10 protein-coding genes and 1 other annotated feature are annotated in these 17703 nt (G+C 38.4%); of the genes, 2 read left to right on the top strand and 8 right to left on the bottom strand.

Translation table 11 applies throughout. From position 1 onward, the window contains the following. Nucleotides 1-2: 2 nt before the first annotated feature. The 6 genes from msrC to FFM59_RS02050 form a co-directional block, all read right to left on the bottom strand. Nucleotides 3-482: a free L-methionine (R)-S-oxide reductase MsrC gene (msrC, locus tag FFM59_RS02075; RefSeq protein WP_137601407.1), complete on the bottom strand. Its 480-nt coding sequence runs from the start codon at nt 480-482 to the stop codon at nt 3-5. Nucleotides 483-538: 56 nt separating this feature from the next. After that, nucleotides 539-814, bottom strand: a binding site (T-box leader). A 146-nt stretch (nt 815-960) separates the two neighbouring features. Further along, nucleotides 961-2313, bottom strand: coding sequence for an APC family permease (locus FFM59_RS02070; RefSeq protein ID WP_137601406.1), 1353 nt, complete (start codon nt 2311-2313; stop codon nt 961-963). Between the two features lie 206 nt (nt 2314-2519). Next, nucleotides 2520-2933: a hypothetical protein gene (locus FFM59_RS02065; RefSeq protein ID WP_137601405.1), complete on the bottom strand. Its 414-nt coding sequence runs from the start codon at nt 2931-2933 to the stop codon at nt 2520-2522. Nucleotides 2934-3086: 153 nt separating this feature from the next. Then, nucleotides 3087-3767 (bottom strand): hypothetical protein, encoded by a 681-nt coding sequence (locus FFM59_RS02060; RefSeq protein WP_137601404.1) that lies wholly within the window; start codon nt 3765-3767, stop codon nt 3087-3089. 113 nt (nt 3768-3880) lie between these two features. After that, complete coding sequence (purB, locus tag FFM59_RS02055; protein ID WP_137601403.1) at nt 3881-5179, bottom strand: adenylosuccinate lyase; 1299 nt, start codon at nt 5177-5179, stop codon at nt 3881-3883. Further along, on the bottom strand, nt 5179-6483 hold the full coding sequence (locus FFM59_RS02050) for an adenylosuccinate synthase (RefSeq protein ID WP_137601402.1): 1305 nt from the start codon (nt 6481-6483) through the stop codon (nt 5179-5181). Before FFM59_RS02050 ends, purB begins: the two co-directional genes overlap by 1 nt. 264 nt (nt 6484-6747) lie before the next feature. On the opposite strand from FFM59_RS02050, the gene FFM59_RS02045 reads away from it, so the two are divergent. Continuing rightward, nucleotides 6748-7722, top strand: a complete 975-nt coding sequence (locus tag FFM59_RS02045) for a GMP reductase (protein WP_137601401.1) — start codon at nt 6748-6750, stop codon at nt 7720-7722. A gap of 255 nt (nt 7723-7977) precedes the next feature. On the opposite strand, the gene addA is transcribed toward FFM59_RS02045, so the two are convergent. Together addA and FFM59_RS02035 are read right to left on the bottom strand one after the other, a co-directional pair. Further along, the gene (gene addA / locus FFM59_RS02040) at nt 7978-11694 is read right to left on the bottom strand and encodes a helicase-exonuclease AddAB subunit AddA (RefSeq protein WP_137601400.1); all 3717 of its coding nucleotides are present in this window, start codon (nt 11692-11694) and stop codon (nt 7978-7980) included. After that, nucleotides 11694-15242 (bottom strand): PD-(D/E)XK nuclease family protein, encoded by a 3549-nt coding sequence (locus tag FFM59_RS02035; RefSeq protein WP_170175902.1) that lies wholly within the window; start codon nt 15240-15242, stop codon nt 11694-11696. Before FFM59_RS02035 ends, addA begins: the two co-directional genes overlap by 1 nt. A 156-nt stretch (nt 15243-15398) precedes the next feature. Here FFM59_RS02035 and FFM59_RS02030 point away from each other — a divergent pair, with 156 nt between their 5' ends. Then, nucleotides 15399-16751 carry an aspartate aminotransferase family protein gene (locus FFM59_RS02030; protein ID WP_137601398.1) on the top strand — a complete coding sequence of 451 codons (1353 nt, stop codon included), beginning with the start codon at nt 15399-15401 and terminating at the stop codon, nt 16749-16751. Nucleotides 16752-17703: the final 952 nt, after the last annotated feature.

Here is a 17703-nt window from a genome sequence, read left to right as displayed (position 1 = left end):
ATTTAATTTTCCTTTCCAACAATCTCTTTGACACCAAAGATAATCGGTGCAATTTGTTTTAAATAGTTTTCGTCAATTTCATCAAAAGTATTAAACTCTGGACTATCTAAATCCAAGACACCCCAAAACTGCTCATTTTTAAAAATTGGTACCACAATTTCAGACTTCGAGGCGCTATCGCAAGCAATGTGCCCTGAAAAGTTATGAACATTTGGCACAATTTCAGACCTCAACGTTGCAGCAACTGTACCGCAAACACCTGATCCAATCGCAATATGCATGCACGCTGGTTTTCCCTGAAATGGTCCTAATATTAATTCATCATTTTTAAAACGATAGAATGATGTTCCGTTTAAATTTGGAAGCCCATTAAAAATTAACGATGCTAGGTTACTCATGTTTGCAACCAGATCGGTTTCACCTTCTAAAAGTGCTTTTGCTTGTGCTAATAATAATTGATATCGTTGCTCTTTCTCTGCCATTCCAAAAACCTCATTTCAAGCAAAAAAGCACTTTCGCCCAAGTATCTATTTCTAGATAAAAGGACGAAAGTGCTTTTTCGTGTTACCACCTTAATTTAAGCAACCCTCACGAATTGCTTCTCATCGGGTACTTAAATACAGTAGTGATAAAGTACTTACTGTAAGTGCATACCCTAACTCTGTAACGGGAGTCCCCGGCACAATCTAACGAACGCTCGATTGTGAAACTGCATTTATAAGACCATCTTCAGAAACTCACTATTGTTATCTTTCACCAAGCAATAACTCTCTTAAAATAGTTTGTAACCTACTCATCTTTGCACGTCATTTAATTTATTATGTTTTCCATTATTGAACACCAACTTATGAAAGTCAACTTAAAAATTAAAATTAGATTAATAACTAAACACAATATTCTCATTTATAATTGCTAAAAACATAGAAAAAACGCGCCAACTACGTCAGCGCGTTTCCATTATTATTCAGCAATAATTTCATCTTCAACTTTATTACTTTGTTTAGCATATTTCTTAACCAAATAGAACACTGGTAATCCGACAGCCACAATTGCAAGTGAAGCAAATGAACCAATTGGATCGTTGAAAATTTGGCTAATTGTCACAAACAATGCACCAACAATCGCAATGATTGGCGTGATTGGATATAAAGGTGTTGAAAATGGCCGTTCTGCGCCCTTGTTACGTTTTCTCAGCAAGAATACGCCAATAAATGCAGCGATATAGAAACAGTAAACCGTGAAAATACATAAATCTGAAAGATAATCAGCATTTGAAAATGTCACCATTAAGGTAGCAATTAGTAAGATGACTACTGTTGAAACCATAGGTGCATGTGTTTTTGAATTTAGATATGCCAATTGTTTTGAAAATGGCAAATCATTTCGTTTGGCCATCGCATACATAATCCGTGGGAAAGTCATAATCTTCCCGTTCATACATCCCATAATTGAGATGATTACCCCGATATTTAATAATCGTCCACCAATTGTCCCAAAGGCTTTTTGAGCAAGATAAATTGTGGTGTTGTCGCCTAACTTGCTAACCATATTAGCTGGGATTGCATTGAAAACCCCAAACGTAACAGCAGTATAAACAATCAAAACGAACACTAATCCAAAGACAATGGCACGAGGCAAAATACGTTGTGGATGCTTAATTTCACCACCAAGATTAGCAATCAAAATCCAGCCATCATATCCAAACAAGGTTGCCAACACGGCTACCCCAAAAGTCCCAGAATTTTCATGAACATGGGTAATAGTTTGTCCAACTGCACCTTCATGACCGTAGAAAAGTCCAAAAATGATGATAGCAGCAATTGGTAATAGTTTTGCCAACGTGGTGATAATCGCAAAGGCAGCACCTAAACGATTTTCTAGCATGTTTAAGCCACCAATTAAGACCATTGAAGCAATGGCCAATGGAATTAACCACGCATTACTCAGCCCAAAGAAATTAACCAACAACAAGGCGAGATAACCGGCCAGTGATGCGATAATCGCAGGCCCGTAGACAATAATTTGCATCCAACCTGACAAAAATCCGAGGACACGCCCATAAATCTTTTCCATATAAATATATAATCCACCAGTATATGGTAATTGGGCTCCGATTTCAGCAATCGTCAAGCCGGCAGTTAGGGTGATAATTCCACCAACGACCCATGCTAACAAAGCCATGGTAGATGAGCCAGCACTGTCTAAAACTGCTCCTTGTTTAAAAAATATTCCGGATCCGATAACAGTCCCAACGACTAATGCTAGTGCTGACCATAATCCTAACGACCTTTTTAACTCAACTTCTTGTTTCATATGCGAAGTCCTCCTCCAATTAGTTAATGGAATACGATAACATCAAGATGTCAATAACTCAAATATGAAAATTTGACGAGCACGGATATTATCGCGATAAAATATGAAACTAATCCCTCCCTGATGGGATTTATATTTGTTAATCATCACTATTTATAAATATATTTATATCGTTAAAACGTGCCTTTTTATAAATATATTTATATTTATTCTCCTCCATATAGCCATGCATACAAGACATTAAAAATAATTGCCGGTTGGCTATTAATTGGATTAATTTTATTGTATGCGCCAATCCACTTCTTGTACGCTTGCTTGGTTGGAATTGTTTGTGGGCCTGGTAATGTTTGACCCTCATATTCCTTCGCTAACAGTGTTAATGGTGTAGCATCCCCATCTTTCGCTACTTCATTTTTCCAATCATTGGGATCCTGATTGTTTTCCATGGCTTTTAAATCTAATAGAATACCCGCATAACCACCAACTTTATAAGCTTCTGTCACAGCTCCAGTAGCTCGATAGGCCGGATTATCATTTTTTAATAACGCAGTAATTGCTGGATATACTTCACTTTCATTTTTAACTTGATTTGGATAAGCCGCATACAAAGCTGACTTCAATTCATAATAGAAGGCCGTTCCTTCGAGGCGATCATATAAAATGGATGCGTCGTAATCTTTCTTATCCTGTTTTTCATATTGATTGTAGGTTGCTAAGGAATCCTTGATATGAGTATCGCGGTTATCGGTATCAGTAATCGCTAATGACAGTTGCTACATTAACAACATTCTGCTGCGGCGACCGGTTGAATCACTTAAGCGTTCGTCCCGGTTTAAATTACCATATTTATTGTCGCCCCAATTTTTCTGGGTAATCGTGTGAAACAATTCATGACTGTAGGATAAAAATTGATCATAGGTTCCAAGATGTTCATATCTTTGATATACATAGTAATTAGATAGTGCCTGAGGTGAGACGGTTATATATACCCCTTCGATTCCATTCCCACTAAAGGGATTCCACTCACCTGTAACTTGCATGGTTGAAGGAACATTATATGAATCGAATTGCTTAGACGTTAATTTTTTATATTCTCCACTAGGATTTACTAGATAAGCCGTCTTAGTTTTAACATCCTGTGCAATTAAATATTGATTCTTTTGTGGATTATTTGGCCAATAATTATTCAAATGTTCATTATAATTTTTAACCTGACTGGATACTACTTTAACGTAGCCCAGCATTGTTTTCGGTTGCGTTCGTGCTGCTGCTCCAAACCGGTAATTACTAGAACTGACTGCTGCAATTGTCGGTTGATTCGTTGAGTGCAACTTAAACAAAAATTTGTGTCCAATAAAAACAGTTGCGTATAGCAGCACTACTAAACCAATAATCACGATAAAAAACCACTTAAAAAAGCGTCGAACGTGGTGTTTGCCCTTCACTTTTGCCATAATTACTCCCCCAATTAAATTGTTAACCTCCGAAATTATACAACACAAAAATAGCACACCAACCCTCAAAATAAAACTGAAAAGAGTTGGTCTGCTATTTATGATAATAATTATTAAGAATTCAAGCCTAATTTGCCGAAAATCTCATCGACATAACGCAAGTGATAATGATAATCAAAGGCATCCGCAATGTCTTCCATACTGAGGCGTTCGATAATCGCTGGACTAGCTTCCACTAAATCACGGAACTGAATTTGTTCGTCCCAAGATTTAGCAGTTAATGGTTGCACTGTATCATATGCAGCTTCACGAGAAAGACCAGATTCAATTAACTTCAATAAAATGCGTTGACTGTAAATTAAACCATACGTCCGATCCATATTTTTCAACATGGTTTCGGGGAAAACCGTCAGATTTTCTAAGATTCGACTGAAACGATTAATCGCATAGTCTAACAAAGTTGTGGTGTCTGGCAAGATAATCCGTTCTGCAGATGAATGTGAAATATCACGTTCATGCCACAATGGGATGTTTTCATAAGCCGTCACTGCATGGCCGCGAATGACCCGGGCAATCCCACAAATATTTTCGGAACCAATTGGATTACGCTTGTGTGGCATTGCTGACGATCCTTTTTGACCCTTAACAAAGCGTTCTTCAACCTCATGGATTTCCGAGCGTTGCAGTGAACGAATTTCCGTTGCGAATTCTTCTAAACCAGTGGCAATTAATGCCAAAGTTGAGATATATTCTGAGTGTAAATCTCTTGGTAAAACCTGGCTCGCGATTGGCTGTTGATTCAAACCTAATTGAGTCACCACACTAGTTTCAACCTGAGGTGGCACATTCGCAAATGTCCCCACCGCACCACTAATTTTACCCGTTTCAACGCCGGCAGCAGCATGGTCAAAACGTTCAATATCGCGTTCAATTTCTGCATACCAACGGCCTAATTTAAGTCCGAAAGTAGTTGGTTCGGCATGCACTCCATGGGTCCGCCCCATCATCACCGTATTTTTATATTTAACCGCTTGTTTAGCAATCACATCTTTAAACATCAACAAGTCTTTACGCAAAATTGCGTCAGCTTGTTTTAATAACACTCCGTTGGCAGTATCGACAACGTCAGTACTCGTTAATCCATAATGAACCCACTTTTTCTCGTCGCCTAATGATTCTGAAACTGTTCGCGTAAACGCCACGATATCATGATGAGTAGTTTCTTCAATCTCTGCCACACGTTCAGCCGTGAAAGTTGCATTTTCAGCAATCTTTTTAGCATCTTCGGCAGGGACTTCACCTTGTTCCACCCATGCATTCGTTGCAGCGATTTCTACTTTTAACCATGCAGCATACTTATTTTCATCTGACCAAATCTGAGCCATTTCGGGTCTTGAATAACGATCTAACATTATTTAACTGTCTCCTTTTGTCCCCATGGGTTTTGTAAAATTAAAGTTTGCAAGCGATCTGGACCAACTGAAATTGTTTCCAATGGAATTCCAGTTAATTCAGTTAAACGATTTAAATAATTTTGAGCATTGACCGGCAACTTTTCAAAATCAGTAATCCCAGTAATATCTTCGTTCCAGCCTGGCAATTCTTCATAGACTGGTTCGCACTTAGCGAGTTCCGTTAAACTAGCTGGATAATAATCGACTTCTTTGCCATCGATTTTATACGCTGTACAAATCTTGATTGTTTCCAAACTCGTTAACACATCGAGCAAGTTTAAACTGAGACAAGTCAGTCCAGACACGCGGCGAGCATGACGCATTGCCACTGAATCAAACCAACCAATTCGACGTGGACGTTTAGTCACCGTTCCGTATTCATGACCAGTTTCACGAATATAATCGCCAACTTCATCCGTCAATTCGGTTGGGAATGGACCATCCCCAACTCGAGTTGAATAGGCTTTACTGATACCTAAAATAGTTTCAATCTTGTTAGGTCCAATTCCAACCCCTGTTGTGACACCACCGGCAATTGGATTTGATGAAGTAACGTAAGGATAGGTACCGTGATCAATATCTAACATTACGCCTTGAGCACCTTCAAATAATACGTTTTCGCCATTATCAAGGGCATCATTAACGAGAACAGATGTATCCGTCACGTATTGTTTAATTTGTTGACCGTAACCATAGAATTCTTCAAAAATATCATCGAATTTAAGTGGTTCAACATTGTAAATCTTTTCGAACAATTGATTCTTTTCTTCTAAGTTTAACTTCAATTTTTCAGCAAAAATGTCTTTATCTAACAAATCTGCAATCCGAATCCCCACACGTGCAGCTTTATCCATGTACGTTGGGCCGATTCCCTTATTAGTTGTCCCGACCTTTAATTTACCCTTGGCCTTTTCCTGACATTCATCCAATAAAATATGATATGGCAATGTCACATGGCTGCGACTCGAAATTCTCAATCCACTTGGGTTAACACCCTTATCTTCTAAATAAGTAAGTTCTTCAATCAAGGCTTTAGGATTGACGACCACTCCATTACCAATCACACTGAGTTTATCAGAAAAGAAAATTCCTGATGGAATCAAATGTAACTTGTAAGTTTCACCATCAAAGACAATTGTGTGTCCAGCATTGTTACCACCTTGATACCGAACAATCACACTAGCATCCTGACTGAGATAATCAGTCATTTTACCTTTACCTTCGTCGCCCCATTGACTTCCAACTATAACTACTGCTGACATTTAGTCACCTCATAATATTGAGCCCAATCACAAGGCACATACCTTGTCTCATCGTCTCATTTTTGTCCGATTTTAGATGTGAAAAACCGGCTTTTTCTCACTATTATAGTGTAACAATTTGCCGTTATCTGGTCAATAGTAAAACACGAACTTTAATTACTTAAATTTAATTAATATACGTTTTTATTGTTGACATTGTGACGTAAAGTGCGTATATTCTTTAGTTGGTTATGAAAGACGAACTTTTTTGAGGAGAGATTAACTATGGAAACATTCGATTATGATGATATTCAACTAGTACCTAGCAAATGCATTATTGAGAGCCGACATGATGCCGACACCAGTATTCAATTTGGCCCACGAAAATTTAATATTCCTGTGGTCCCAGCAAACATGGCTAGCGTGATTGATGAAGACCTCGCAATTTGGATGGCTGAACATAATTATTTCTATGTGATGCATCGTTTCACACCTGAAAAGCGTCTTGAATTTGTGCACGATTTAAAAGAACGTGGCTTGTTTGCATCAATTTCAGTTGGTATCAAACAAACTGAATACCAATTCATTGATGATTTAAAGGCTGCCAATTTAGAACCAGAGTACATCACGATTGATGTTGCCCATGGTCATTCCGATTATGTAATTAAAATGATCCAATACATCAAAAAAGAATTACCGGGAAGTTTTGTAATTGCTGGTAACGTGGCTACTCCTGAGGCTGTGCGTGAGCTTGAAAACGCTGGTGCTGATGCGACTAAAGTTGGGGTGGGCCCAGGTAAAGCATGTATCACTAAATTAAAAACTGGATTTGGAACTGGCGGTTGGCAATTAGCTGCCCTCCGTCTTTGTAGTAAAGCTGCACGTAAGCCACTCGTGGCCGATGGTGGTATCCGCCATAATGGGGACATTGCTAAATCCGTTAGATTTGGTGCATCGATGGTGATGATTGGTTCGCTCCTAGCCGGTCATGAAGAATCACCAGGGAATATGATCAAAATTGATGGCAAAACATACAAACAATATTGGGGTTCAGCTTCTGAAACCCAAAAAGGCGCTTACCGTAACGTTGAAGGTAAGCAAATGCTAGTGCCATTCCGTGGTAGCATTAAAGATACCCTTGATGAAATGCAAGAAGATCTTCAATCATCAATTTCTTACGCTGGTGGGCGTGATCTTGAATCCATCCGTAAAGTTGACTACGTGATTGTTAAAAACTCAATTATGAGTGGAGATTATTAAAATAAAATGTTGCTGACTCAAGCGGTCAGCTTCGGAGCATTAACGAAGAATAACAGCTATCGATTAGACTTTAATCGATGGCTGTTATTTTAGTTAAGTGACGAAGTTGCTTGAGAAAGCACGAATATGCAAGAGTGTGAAACCAACTGTTTAGGTTGTGAGCTTCTAACGACAAAAGGCAAACTACAATTCGCTTTATGAATTGTGGCTTGCCTTTTAAGTTTGGTGAACGGCTTATGTCGAACGTCCTTAAGTTTAAATTTCAACTAGTTGATTAATTGATAGTAAGTATAAATATTTGTGTTCAACCGGAACATTTTCAATCCGTGTAAGAGCTTCTGAATATAAGTTAACTTGTCCGCGATATTTTTCAACAATTTCGTCGATATTATCATGAACATCATCAGTCTTATAATCAAAAATCGTCACTGCACCATCATTAATAAAATATCCGTCAATAATTCCATGAATCAAAATTTCTTCATCTGAATCTTTAAGATCTTCAAATAAAGTTTTAGCCGGTAATAACAACGAGAATGGTGTTTCACGTTTTAATGAATTACCGTTTGCAATTACTTGTTGGCCAAATTCAGATTGATAGAACTCAATAATCGATTCTCGATTAATCTTCAACGCAATACTTTCAGGAATCGTTTTCGCAATGGTTAATTGTTTGATCAAACGGTCCACATCTTCAACCGTTGGCACTTGGTTTAAATCTAATAACTGAAAAATCAAATGCGTTGCTGTCCCAATTTCGGCAGCGGTTGGCGCTTTTTCTTCTCGCAAGAATTGTGGTTTACCGAACTCAACATTCGTATATCGTCCTTGTTTTTTATCAACATTTTCTAAGTCCAATTGAATCAATTCATGATTATCAGGATCATCAAAGAGACGTTTGATTTCAGAAACTGACTGATAGGCCGTTGTTTGAGTAGCAGCCCGATTGGGATATTGGTAATTCAAAATATGCTTTATCAAATTTTGTTGTTCAATAGTCAATTGTACTTGTTCTTCGTCGGTTTCTTCATTTACTTCAATCGTGTTAGGTTGCGTTTCGCTAATGCCCAAATCGGCTTCAGTGACAATATTAAATGTAAATTTAGACTTGTCTTCATTTAAATTTGGTAACGGAGCGTAACCTGAAACTAAATGCGATTTAAAGCTTGGATGCCGGGCAATGGCCATTCCAATCCACTGCATAAAATTATTAGCATTCAACCTAAGTTGCGGAGGTAACGGTAATTGAGTCGCCTGAAAAGCGGACTCCCAACTCTCTACCTTTTTAATTCCACTAGGCGCTTTGCCAGTAATAATCAAACGCTGTTCGGCACGTGTTAACGCCACATACAACAGTCGCATTTCTTCGGCTTGGTTCTTTCGATTCTTATCGTCCTTCAATAGTTGTTTTTGAATCGTATCAATTTTGATTCGTTGCGGATCTAGATAAGTAATCCCAATGCCTTTTTTACCATCCAAAATAAACGATGATTTTTGAAAATCACTTCGATTAAATTGTCCAGTCGTATTCATCAAAATCACCACTGGAAATTCAAGCCCCTTGCTCCCATGAATCGTCATCACATTAACCGTATTCGTATCAACCTGGGTCTGTGCTTCAGCTAAATCTTGTTCCTTTTTCTGCATTTGATTAATGAAGCGAACAAATTGGAAGATTCCTTTAAAACTGCTCTGCTCATAATCATGTGCGCGATTATAAAGAGCATGCAGATTAGCCTGACGTTGCCGTCCTCCCGGCATTCCACCCACATAATCAAGAAAACCAGTTTCTTCAAAAATAGACCAAATTAAGTCAACAAGCCGATTTTGCTTTGCAATTTGTTTAAACTGATCGAGCTGGGTCAAAAACTTAGTGATTTTTTCATGCAATCGCTGACCAAATTCATCATTTTGAGCTGTTGTTCTGTGAGCAAAATCTTGCAGCGCTTGGTAATATTGATCAGTTTTATTTTGAATTCTCAAGTAGGCTAATTCATTTTCATCCAATCCCACAATTGGAGAACGTAAAACTGCCACTAACGGGATATCTTGATATGGGTTATCGATAATCCGTAATACTGACATCATAATGCGGACTTCAGTAGCTTGAAAATAGTTTTCCGAGCCACTCAGGGTGACTGGAATTCCTAACAAACCAAATTGTTCTTCAATCACTGGGTTATTTGAACGTGATGCAACCAAAATCGCAATATCTCCGTACTCAATTGGACGATCTTGACCAGTTGAACGATCAATCACCGTCTCGTGTTCTTGGACCATCCTTTTAATTCGTTGACCGACCATGACGGCTTCCCCGACTGTTTTATCGATATTTTCATCAGTACTATCATCGGCATCTTCAGTATCATTATTCGATTCTTCTTTGACTGAATTTGATTCATATAACAAAATTTCAGCAGGTGCATCCTTGGTTGAATCATAATCATTCACTGCCCCAAATTTTAAATGAGCATCATCATCATATTCCATTTCGCCAACGTTAGAATCCATCAATTGTTCAAAAATCAAGTTGGTAAAATTAATTACATTCCCGACCGAGCGAAAGTTTTCTGCCAACACAATTGCTTCACCATCGGCGTTAGATGACTGCCGATATTGATCATATTTACCCATAAATAAGCTAGGGTCGGCTTGTCTAAACTGGTAAATTGATTGCTTCACATCCCCAACCATAAACATATTGCCCGGTTCTTTACTGACAATTTGTTGCAAAATACTTTCCTGTAATTGATTCGTATCTTGATACTCATCGACCATTACTTCGGTATAATGCGACTTTAACTGTTCAACCACTGCTTGGCCTTCGGGTGATTCATTCGTTAATATTTGATAGGCAAAATGTTCCAAATCGTTAAAGTCAAGTGTATGTTTCAGTTGCTTTTCTGCCGCAAACGCCACCCGATAAGCTTTGACAACTTCCACTAACTTTGCAACCAGGATTTCTGTTTCACGTGTAACATTTTTTACATCGGCTTCATTTTGAAGAAAATACATATCCTTCAGTTTCAAAATGATAGCTTTGGCATGATTACGTGCTTCCTTAATTGGTTCAAACGCAGCTGCGGCATCTGGATCAGAATTTTTTCGAGGGCCCAAGAATTTTTTGAACTCACAATTATGAAACAACTCGAAACTTTTATTCCACGTGTCATTTTTAACCGAGAACACAATTCCCTGTAATTGAGCCATTTCATTTTCCAAAATAATCCGCGGTTTATCAAACACATCTTCCCCAGCGGCATTAATCGCCATCTCTAGTTCTGATTCTGCTTGCTGTAGCTCTTCCAATAATATTGGTAATAACTGTTGCTGGTATAGGCTAGTCTCGACAAAATTGGCATCATCTAATTGATAAGATTTAACTAAAGCATTTAACCACTTTTCTGGGTCTGGTGTCGCATTAGCAAATTCATCGACCTTTTGTACCACTTCTGTCAACCCGTCATCACTGCGATCATTAGAGAAGTTTTGCGTTAAACGTTCAAAAACATCATTATTTTGGGCATAAAATTCTTCGCGTACATCATCCCAGACGCTTTCACGCAATAACTGTTTCTCAGTTTCATCAGTCATTAATCTAAATTGTGGATCCAAGTCAATCACATAGTAATATTGCTTGATGAGATGCAAACAAAATGAGTGCAGTGTACTAATATCTGCAACAGCTAAACGGTTAATTTGAATTTTAAGGTGGGCTTTTAATTGATCATCATCAGTTGCGTCAATAGTTTTGCGTAATGCTTTAGCAATTCGATCGCGCATTCCCTTCGCGGCAGCGTCAGTAAAAGTAACCACTAATAGCTCATCAATATTTTCATGATGTAACAGTTTTTGAATTACTCGTTCAACGAGGACTGATGTTTTACCTGAGCCAGCGGAGGCGGAAACTAAGATATTTTGATTACCATCTTCAATCGCTTGTAATTGATGGTCTGTAAAGTGAGTTGCCATTATTTACCGTCCTCCTTAAGCAATTTAAAAAAGTCTTTATTTGCTGGTAGTTCAATGTCGTGATAGTTGTTATCTGGTAACATTGCGTCAAATTGGAAAATGTCTTTATATGGTGAATATTGCAAGGCAGTTTTCTTTTGATTGTAGCGTGCTGGATTTAATTCAACCGAGCCGGCAAAGATTTTATTTGCCGCATTAATAATCCGTTCTTCATTTCGATCCAATAATAATTGTAATTGCTCACGGGTAATTAAACTGCTATTACTGCCTAAGCGACTACCATTTTTATCTTCACTTTTATTAAATGAAAGTGGAAAAACCAATGATTTGCCAGCTTCATCCCCATTTAATGATAAATCAATCGAATCAAGCAACGATGGATCCTTAATCAAGATACCTTTGTACATATTAGCCTTCAGTCGTGCAGTTTCCAGATTGGTTTTCATATCCGCCAATTTAAAGGTGGGATTTTGAATGTGTAAATATAAGGCACTCGACAGGACACTTCCATCAATACCTAATTGACTAGTATCCTTTTGTAACACATTCAGATAAGTCATCATTTGCATGGCTAACCCAGCATAGACTTCAGAAAATTTAACATCTTTGTCACCCGACTTATAGTCCACAATTCCAGCAAAATTTTGTTTGTCTGCAATCATGGTGTCGATTCGATCAATTTTTCCACGCACACGCACTTGCTTTCCATTGTCCAAGTCGAAATTAAGTCCTGGGATTCCGGTTTGACCATTAATGTCACCAAACATCACTTCGGACCGTAATGGATCCATTCTTGATTTAAGGCTTTGCTGTTTTAATGTCTGCGCAATTTGTAATACTGTGGCTTGTAATTGGAGGCCAATATAATTCATCCGATGTGAACTATTAAGGATCATAAACTGCGGTTGTTGAATGATTTCCTGGGTAATTCGCGGAATCATTTCATTAATTTCGTCCATCGAAACGGTCCTAATTGTTTGCCCTTTTTTCACCAGTTCCTTAATAAACCCATCCAGAACACTATGGAATAGTTCTCCTGAATTGGCGGCCGTTAATTCAAATTCATCTCGTTCTTGAAGCTTCAAACCAAATTTTAAAAAGTAAGCATATTCATTTTGATAAAATTCTTCGAGTTTGGAAACTGAAGTGCGAATCGTATCCCCATACAAACCATTAACGATATCAGGTTTCAAAGCGACCGGTTGATTATGATAAATCAGTCCACCCATCGAACGATGATAATGATTTTGAAATGCTGAATTATGTTTTAGGTAGTTATCAATAAACCGCCAGGCATTATTTTTAACGGTTTTTAAATCTAGCGCTAACCGTTGTACTCTGACCAACACACTTAAGGTTGACGAAGGAGTCCCAACATATTGTGCAGCTTTATGATCTGTAATCTGTGGCGAAGTTTGATATTTAGCTGCCTGCAAGCCAAAGTGATTCATTAAAGAAATCGTGTAAGGTGACATCTTATATTCGTGACCATCATCATCCATTGTGGCAAAAGAAATAATTAGCCGTTCATTGCCATTCACTAACGCTAGGTAATTGACAAACGATTCATTCACTAACTGGTCGATGTTCCCGGCAGGTAAAAATTGCGTATCGTCTAACAGGCCTTCAAAAGTTTCCTTATCTTGATCTGATAGGAGTAACTGTGTGCTACTAGCTTCTGGCATCACCTGATCATTGGCGCCAACCACAAACACGACCCGTTTCTTCTGACTCTGGACAATCCCAATTTCTGAAATCACTACTTGATCTAAAGTCGACGGAATTTGTGAGTAGGTTGCTGAATCAAAGCCTGCTTGCATTAGATTATTAAAGTCATCAACGTCAAATGGTTGCTCACCTAAAATGGCCACAAACTCATCTAACGTACCGCAGAAAGTCTGCCAAACTTGTTGAGCTTGGTCCGCTACTTCAAGATTACCCGCCTCATTTTGTTCTTGATACCAAGCCTTTAGCTGTTCGTCGACCCCTACGTCAATTAAAAATTGATAGAGGACGGTGGCAGCTTGCGTACCGGTCACCGCCGCATCCAGTTTTTTAAAGAATGGTGGTAAAATTTCTTTAATGTAGTGGCGAATTAAGTTAATTTGGCGAGTCGCAGTTTCAACTTTGTCTGACTGTACACCCATATCGTTGTCTCTGAATTGGAAGTACTGCCAGTCATCTTTACGTACCCATGTTTCACCATGAAATCCCGTTTTTAATAACCAATTTTCAGTAATAGCCAATGCATCCCGAAAATCTGTGGCTGACATAGATTTACCATCAACTTGGGGAATTAATAATTCAGTTTTCAACAGTTGCATGACATCGGCATGACGATAGTAATGACTCTTCACATTGAAAAGCGCATTTAATAGCGCCACCAACGGATGATCATTCATTAATTTTTCGTGGTCATCAAAAACCGGAATATCAAATTGCTTAAACGTTGGTAGTAGGGCAGAACTATACACATCCATATGTTTCGTTAAAATCAGAAAATCACGATAACGATATTTACCAGTGGCCACTAATTGACGAATTTGCCGCGCCACTTGTCGTAATTCCGTCAATCTGCTATCAGCTGTAAAAACCGTCACGGATGATTGATCAGCTAACTTTGTCGGTGCAATTTGTGCCATCTTCGCATCTGCAATGAGTAAATCTTCAACTTGTTTTAGGTCCGATGTTACACGTGAAACTTTAGCATACGTATCAAACTCATGGTGCACGTGGAAAGTTTCCGCAACATTATACAAGCGATGGTACAGTTTACCAGATTCCACAAACATATCATTGACATCGGGTACATCTTGGATAGCAGGTTTATCTAATTCTAAAGCCATCACCACCGTCTTAGCTTGTTTAATTAATGCAGTTGCGATATTTAGCTCGCTGGCCGTGAATTGGGAGAATCGATCCAAATAAAAATGGGCATGGCTAAAATCATTACTTTCTAAAAAGTCAGCTAACTGTTGATACATTTCCGAATTACCTAAATATTGACCCACCATCGCAAGTTCGTATTCACGATAAATAATCACTAAATCGTGTAATTTAGCGTTCAGCGTTTGATTAGTTTGAGTTACTTGATTGGCTAACTGTGCCAAATCATCAGCGCTAATATTGGCTTGCTTCAGTTCTTCTAATTGTCGTGTAACTTCCCCAACAAAACCAGCTTGGTCAGCTTCACCTGCATACAATTTCAGCTCACCTTGATGTTTTTTCATAATTTGAAAGACTAACATGTTCAAACCGTTAGTCGAAATCCGTGGTACTTGATACCCTGCCGTATTGCGTAAAAAGAACCAAGCCAAGCGGCTAAATGACAACACCTGCAACTTGGATTGGGCGTACATGTCGGCCTCATCACCCTGCAGTTTTCCCAGACGTGACAGAACGTCCAACTCAGATTCAAACTTAATATGGTTGGGAACTAGATAATAGAACTGATCATTGGGAAATTTTTCCATATCTTCAGCCAAGCGTTCCACCATGGCCTGTTGATGATCCATCGCTGCAGTTCCTAAAACAAATCCTAAGCTCATCAATAACTCCCCTTTGCAACACATGTTCAATGCTTAAATGTGCCCTATATTTTTCAAAAAACTATCACCATTATTTTAGCATTGATATAGTTGAATTAAAAAATTAATATCGGTATGATTGATAATAATTACATTAAAAAGAAATGAGGAAATATCATGGCTTGGGAAAACGATTTAGGCGACCAACTTTTCCATCAAAATATGGACAATGTGGCACCGACCGGAATTATTCAATATTATAATCTCGTCGTCAAAGAAGCTCGCGGTGCTGAGGTGACTGACGTTGAAGGTAAGCAATATATCGATTTACTTGGTAGTGCATCTGCCATGAATGTTGGTCACAATCATCCCCACGTGGTTGAAGCCATGCAGCGTCAAATTAACGAACTCGTCAGTTATGATGCCGGCTATTTTACCAATCCAACCAGTATTGCTTTGGCGGAACGCTTAGCTAATCTAGCGCCCGGTGATGGCAAACATAAAGTTGCTTTCGGTACTTCCGGTTCTGACGCAAACGACGGCATTATCAAATTTGCTCGTGCAGCTACCGGTCGTTCTTATGTCGTGTCCTTTGAAGGCAGTTATCATGGTTCAACTTTTGGCGCATTATCAGTTGGCGCCTGCGACGTGGATATGGTTCGCAAAGTCGGTCCATTGGTGCCCAATATCGTACACGTTCCCTTTCCTGATTTATATCGTCATTATCCTAATGAAACTGAACATGATATCGCCATGCGTTATTTGGCCGATTTCATGCGTCCCTTCAATACTTACTTACCAGCTGAAGAAGTGGCCTGTGTCTTAATTGAACCAATTCAGGGGGACTCTGGAATCATCAAACCACCCGCTGAATATATGCACGCCATCTATGACTTTTGTCAGGAAAATGGCATTTTATTTGCCGTTGACGAAATCAATCAAGGACTTGGCCGCGCCGGAAAAATGTGGTCAATTGAACATTTCGGGATTGAGCCTGACTTAATTTCAACAGGTAAGTCAATCGCTGCTGGCATGCCTCTCAGCGCTGTAATCGGTAAAGATGATATTATGAACTCACTTGGTACTTCTGCGCATGTTTTCACTGCAGGCGGTAACCCAGTTTGTGCAGCTGCTTCATCTGCCGTACTCGATGTTATCCGAGACGAAAAACTCGCTGAAAAATCCACTATCGATGGTGAATATGCCAAAGCCCAATTTTTAAAACTCCAAGCTCGTTTTGACTTTATTGGCGATGTGCGGATGTTTGGTCTCAACGGTGGTATTGAAATTGTTAAAGATAAAGAATCAAAAATTCCCGATAATGATGCTGCTGCACATATTATTTTTCGCGCCTTCCAAAAGGGCTTAATCTTGGTTAAACTTGCCGGCAATGTACTTCGCTTCCAGCCGCCACTTGTGATTACTCGTGATCAACTTGATCAAGTTTTTACCATCCTGGAAGAAGTTTTTGAAGATTTTAAACAAAATAAAATTGAATTACCCGACGAATTAAAAAATATGGTGTGGTAGTAAATAAGTGATGAAAAGCTCGATTAATTAGTGAGCACTAACAGAAAGTAGCTTGGTTACGGTTCCTGTAACTAAGATATTTTTAGTTAGGCGGAACTGATTGAGCTTTGAATCCGTTAAATAAGAGTGTGTTTCAAAGCGATTAACTTCGGTGCAATTAGCGAAGAATAATGTAAATAGATTTGTATTTTAATCGATTTACATTATTTTAGTTAAGTGACGGAGTTGCTTTGAAATGCACGTTTAAAAAATAAGTGATGACAAGCTCGGTTAAATAGTACGTAAGAATTTAAAAATAACACTAAATTTAATTAGTTGATGTTTATTCTACTATGTATTATATTGGTAGATGAAAAGAGAGTTAGCTGCGGTTTCAGCTAACCCTCCACCTAACATCAGTATCATTTGTTGAGTTTAAAGCGGTCGCTTATGCGATTGCTTTATTTTTTGCTCTTAAACACATGTACAAGAACAATCACAATATTTAAAATATTAGTGACTTCCGAAACGTGTTTAATGAGTCTACAATTTCCGTCTAGTTAATAAAATTTCCATGAGCAAACCACTCATTCAAATTTATTAAACTATACTCAATTGCAAATCGACTCATTGCTCACTCTAATTCTGACATATGTAGCAGAATAGTCGTAAACTATCCATTTCAACAAATGATTCCTTTCATTAGTTTTCATGATGTATCCCCCCCTGAACATCAGATTTTTTTGATGAGGAGCACAAAATGATACTAAAATCGTTAGGGTAGACTTGTTAGTAGTCTACATAGTATAAGTACGAATAATTGCCTCATTTTCCTTTAAAATAAAATATTTATATTTTTCATTGCCTGCCAATGATTTAAAATTTAACTTTTTCCCAATCGAGTAGGAGGCAGTTGATTAGTTCAGCTACCGACCTCTCACACCACCGTACGTACGGTTCCGTATACGGCGGT

The sequence above is a fragment of the Paucilactobacillus nenjiangensis genome (assembly GCF_005405445.1).
Lineage (GTDB): Bacteria > Bacillota > Bacilli > Lactobacillales > Lactobacillaceae > Paucilactobacillus > Paucilactobacillus nenjiangensis.
This window is presented reverse-complemented; position numbering and strand designations above follow the sequence as displayed.

Excerpts from the sequence above, each read along its gene's own strand:
- FFM59_RS02035 (WP_170175902.1), bottom strand. The coding sequence starts at position 15,242 with ATGAGCTTAGGATTTGTTTTAGGAACTGCAGCGATGGATCATCAACAG.
- purB (WP_137601403.1), bottom strand. The coding sequence starts at position 5,179 with ATGTTAGATCGTTATTCAAGACCCGAAATGGCTCAGATTTGGTCAGAT.
- msrC (WP_137601407.1), bottom strand. The coding sequence starts at position 482 with ATGGCAGAGAAAGAGCAACGATATCAATTATTATTAGCACAAGCAAAA.
- FFM59_RS02045 (WP_137601401.1), top strand. The coding sequence starts at position 6,748 with ATGGAAACATTCGATTATGATGATATTCAACTAGTACCTAGCAAATGC.
- FFM59_RS02070 (WP_137601406.1), bottom strand. The coding sequence starts at position 2,313 with ATGAAACAAGAAGTTGAGTTAAAAAGGTCGTTAGGATTATGGTCAGCA.
- FFM59_RS02060 (WP_137601404.1), bottom strand. The coding sequence starts at position 3,767 with ATGGCAAAAGTGAAGGGCAAACACCACGTTCGACGCTTTTTTAAGTGG.
- addA (WP_137601400.1), bottom strand. The coding sequence starts at position 11,694 with ATGGCAACTCACTTTACAGACCATCAATTACAAGCGATTGAAGATGGT.
- FFM59_RS02030 (WP_137601398.1), top strand. The coding sequence starts at position 15,399 with ATGGCTTGGGAAAACGATTTAGGCGACCAACTTTTCCATCAAAATATG.
- FFM59_RS02050 (WP_137601402.1), bottom strand. The coding sequence starts at position 6,483 with ATGTCAGCAGTAGTTATAGTTGGAAGTCAATGGGGCGACGAAGGTAAA.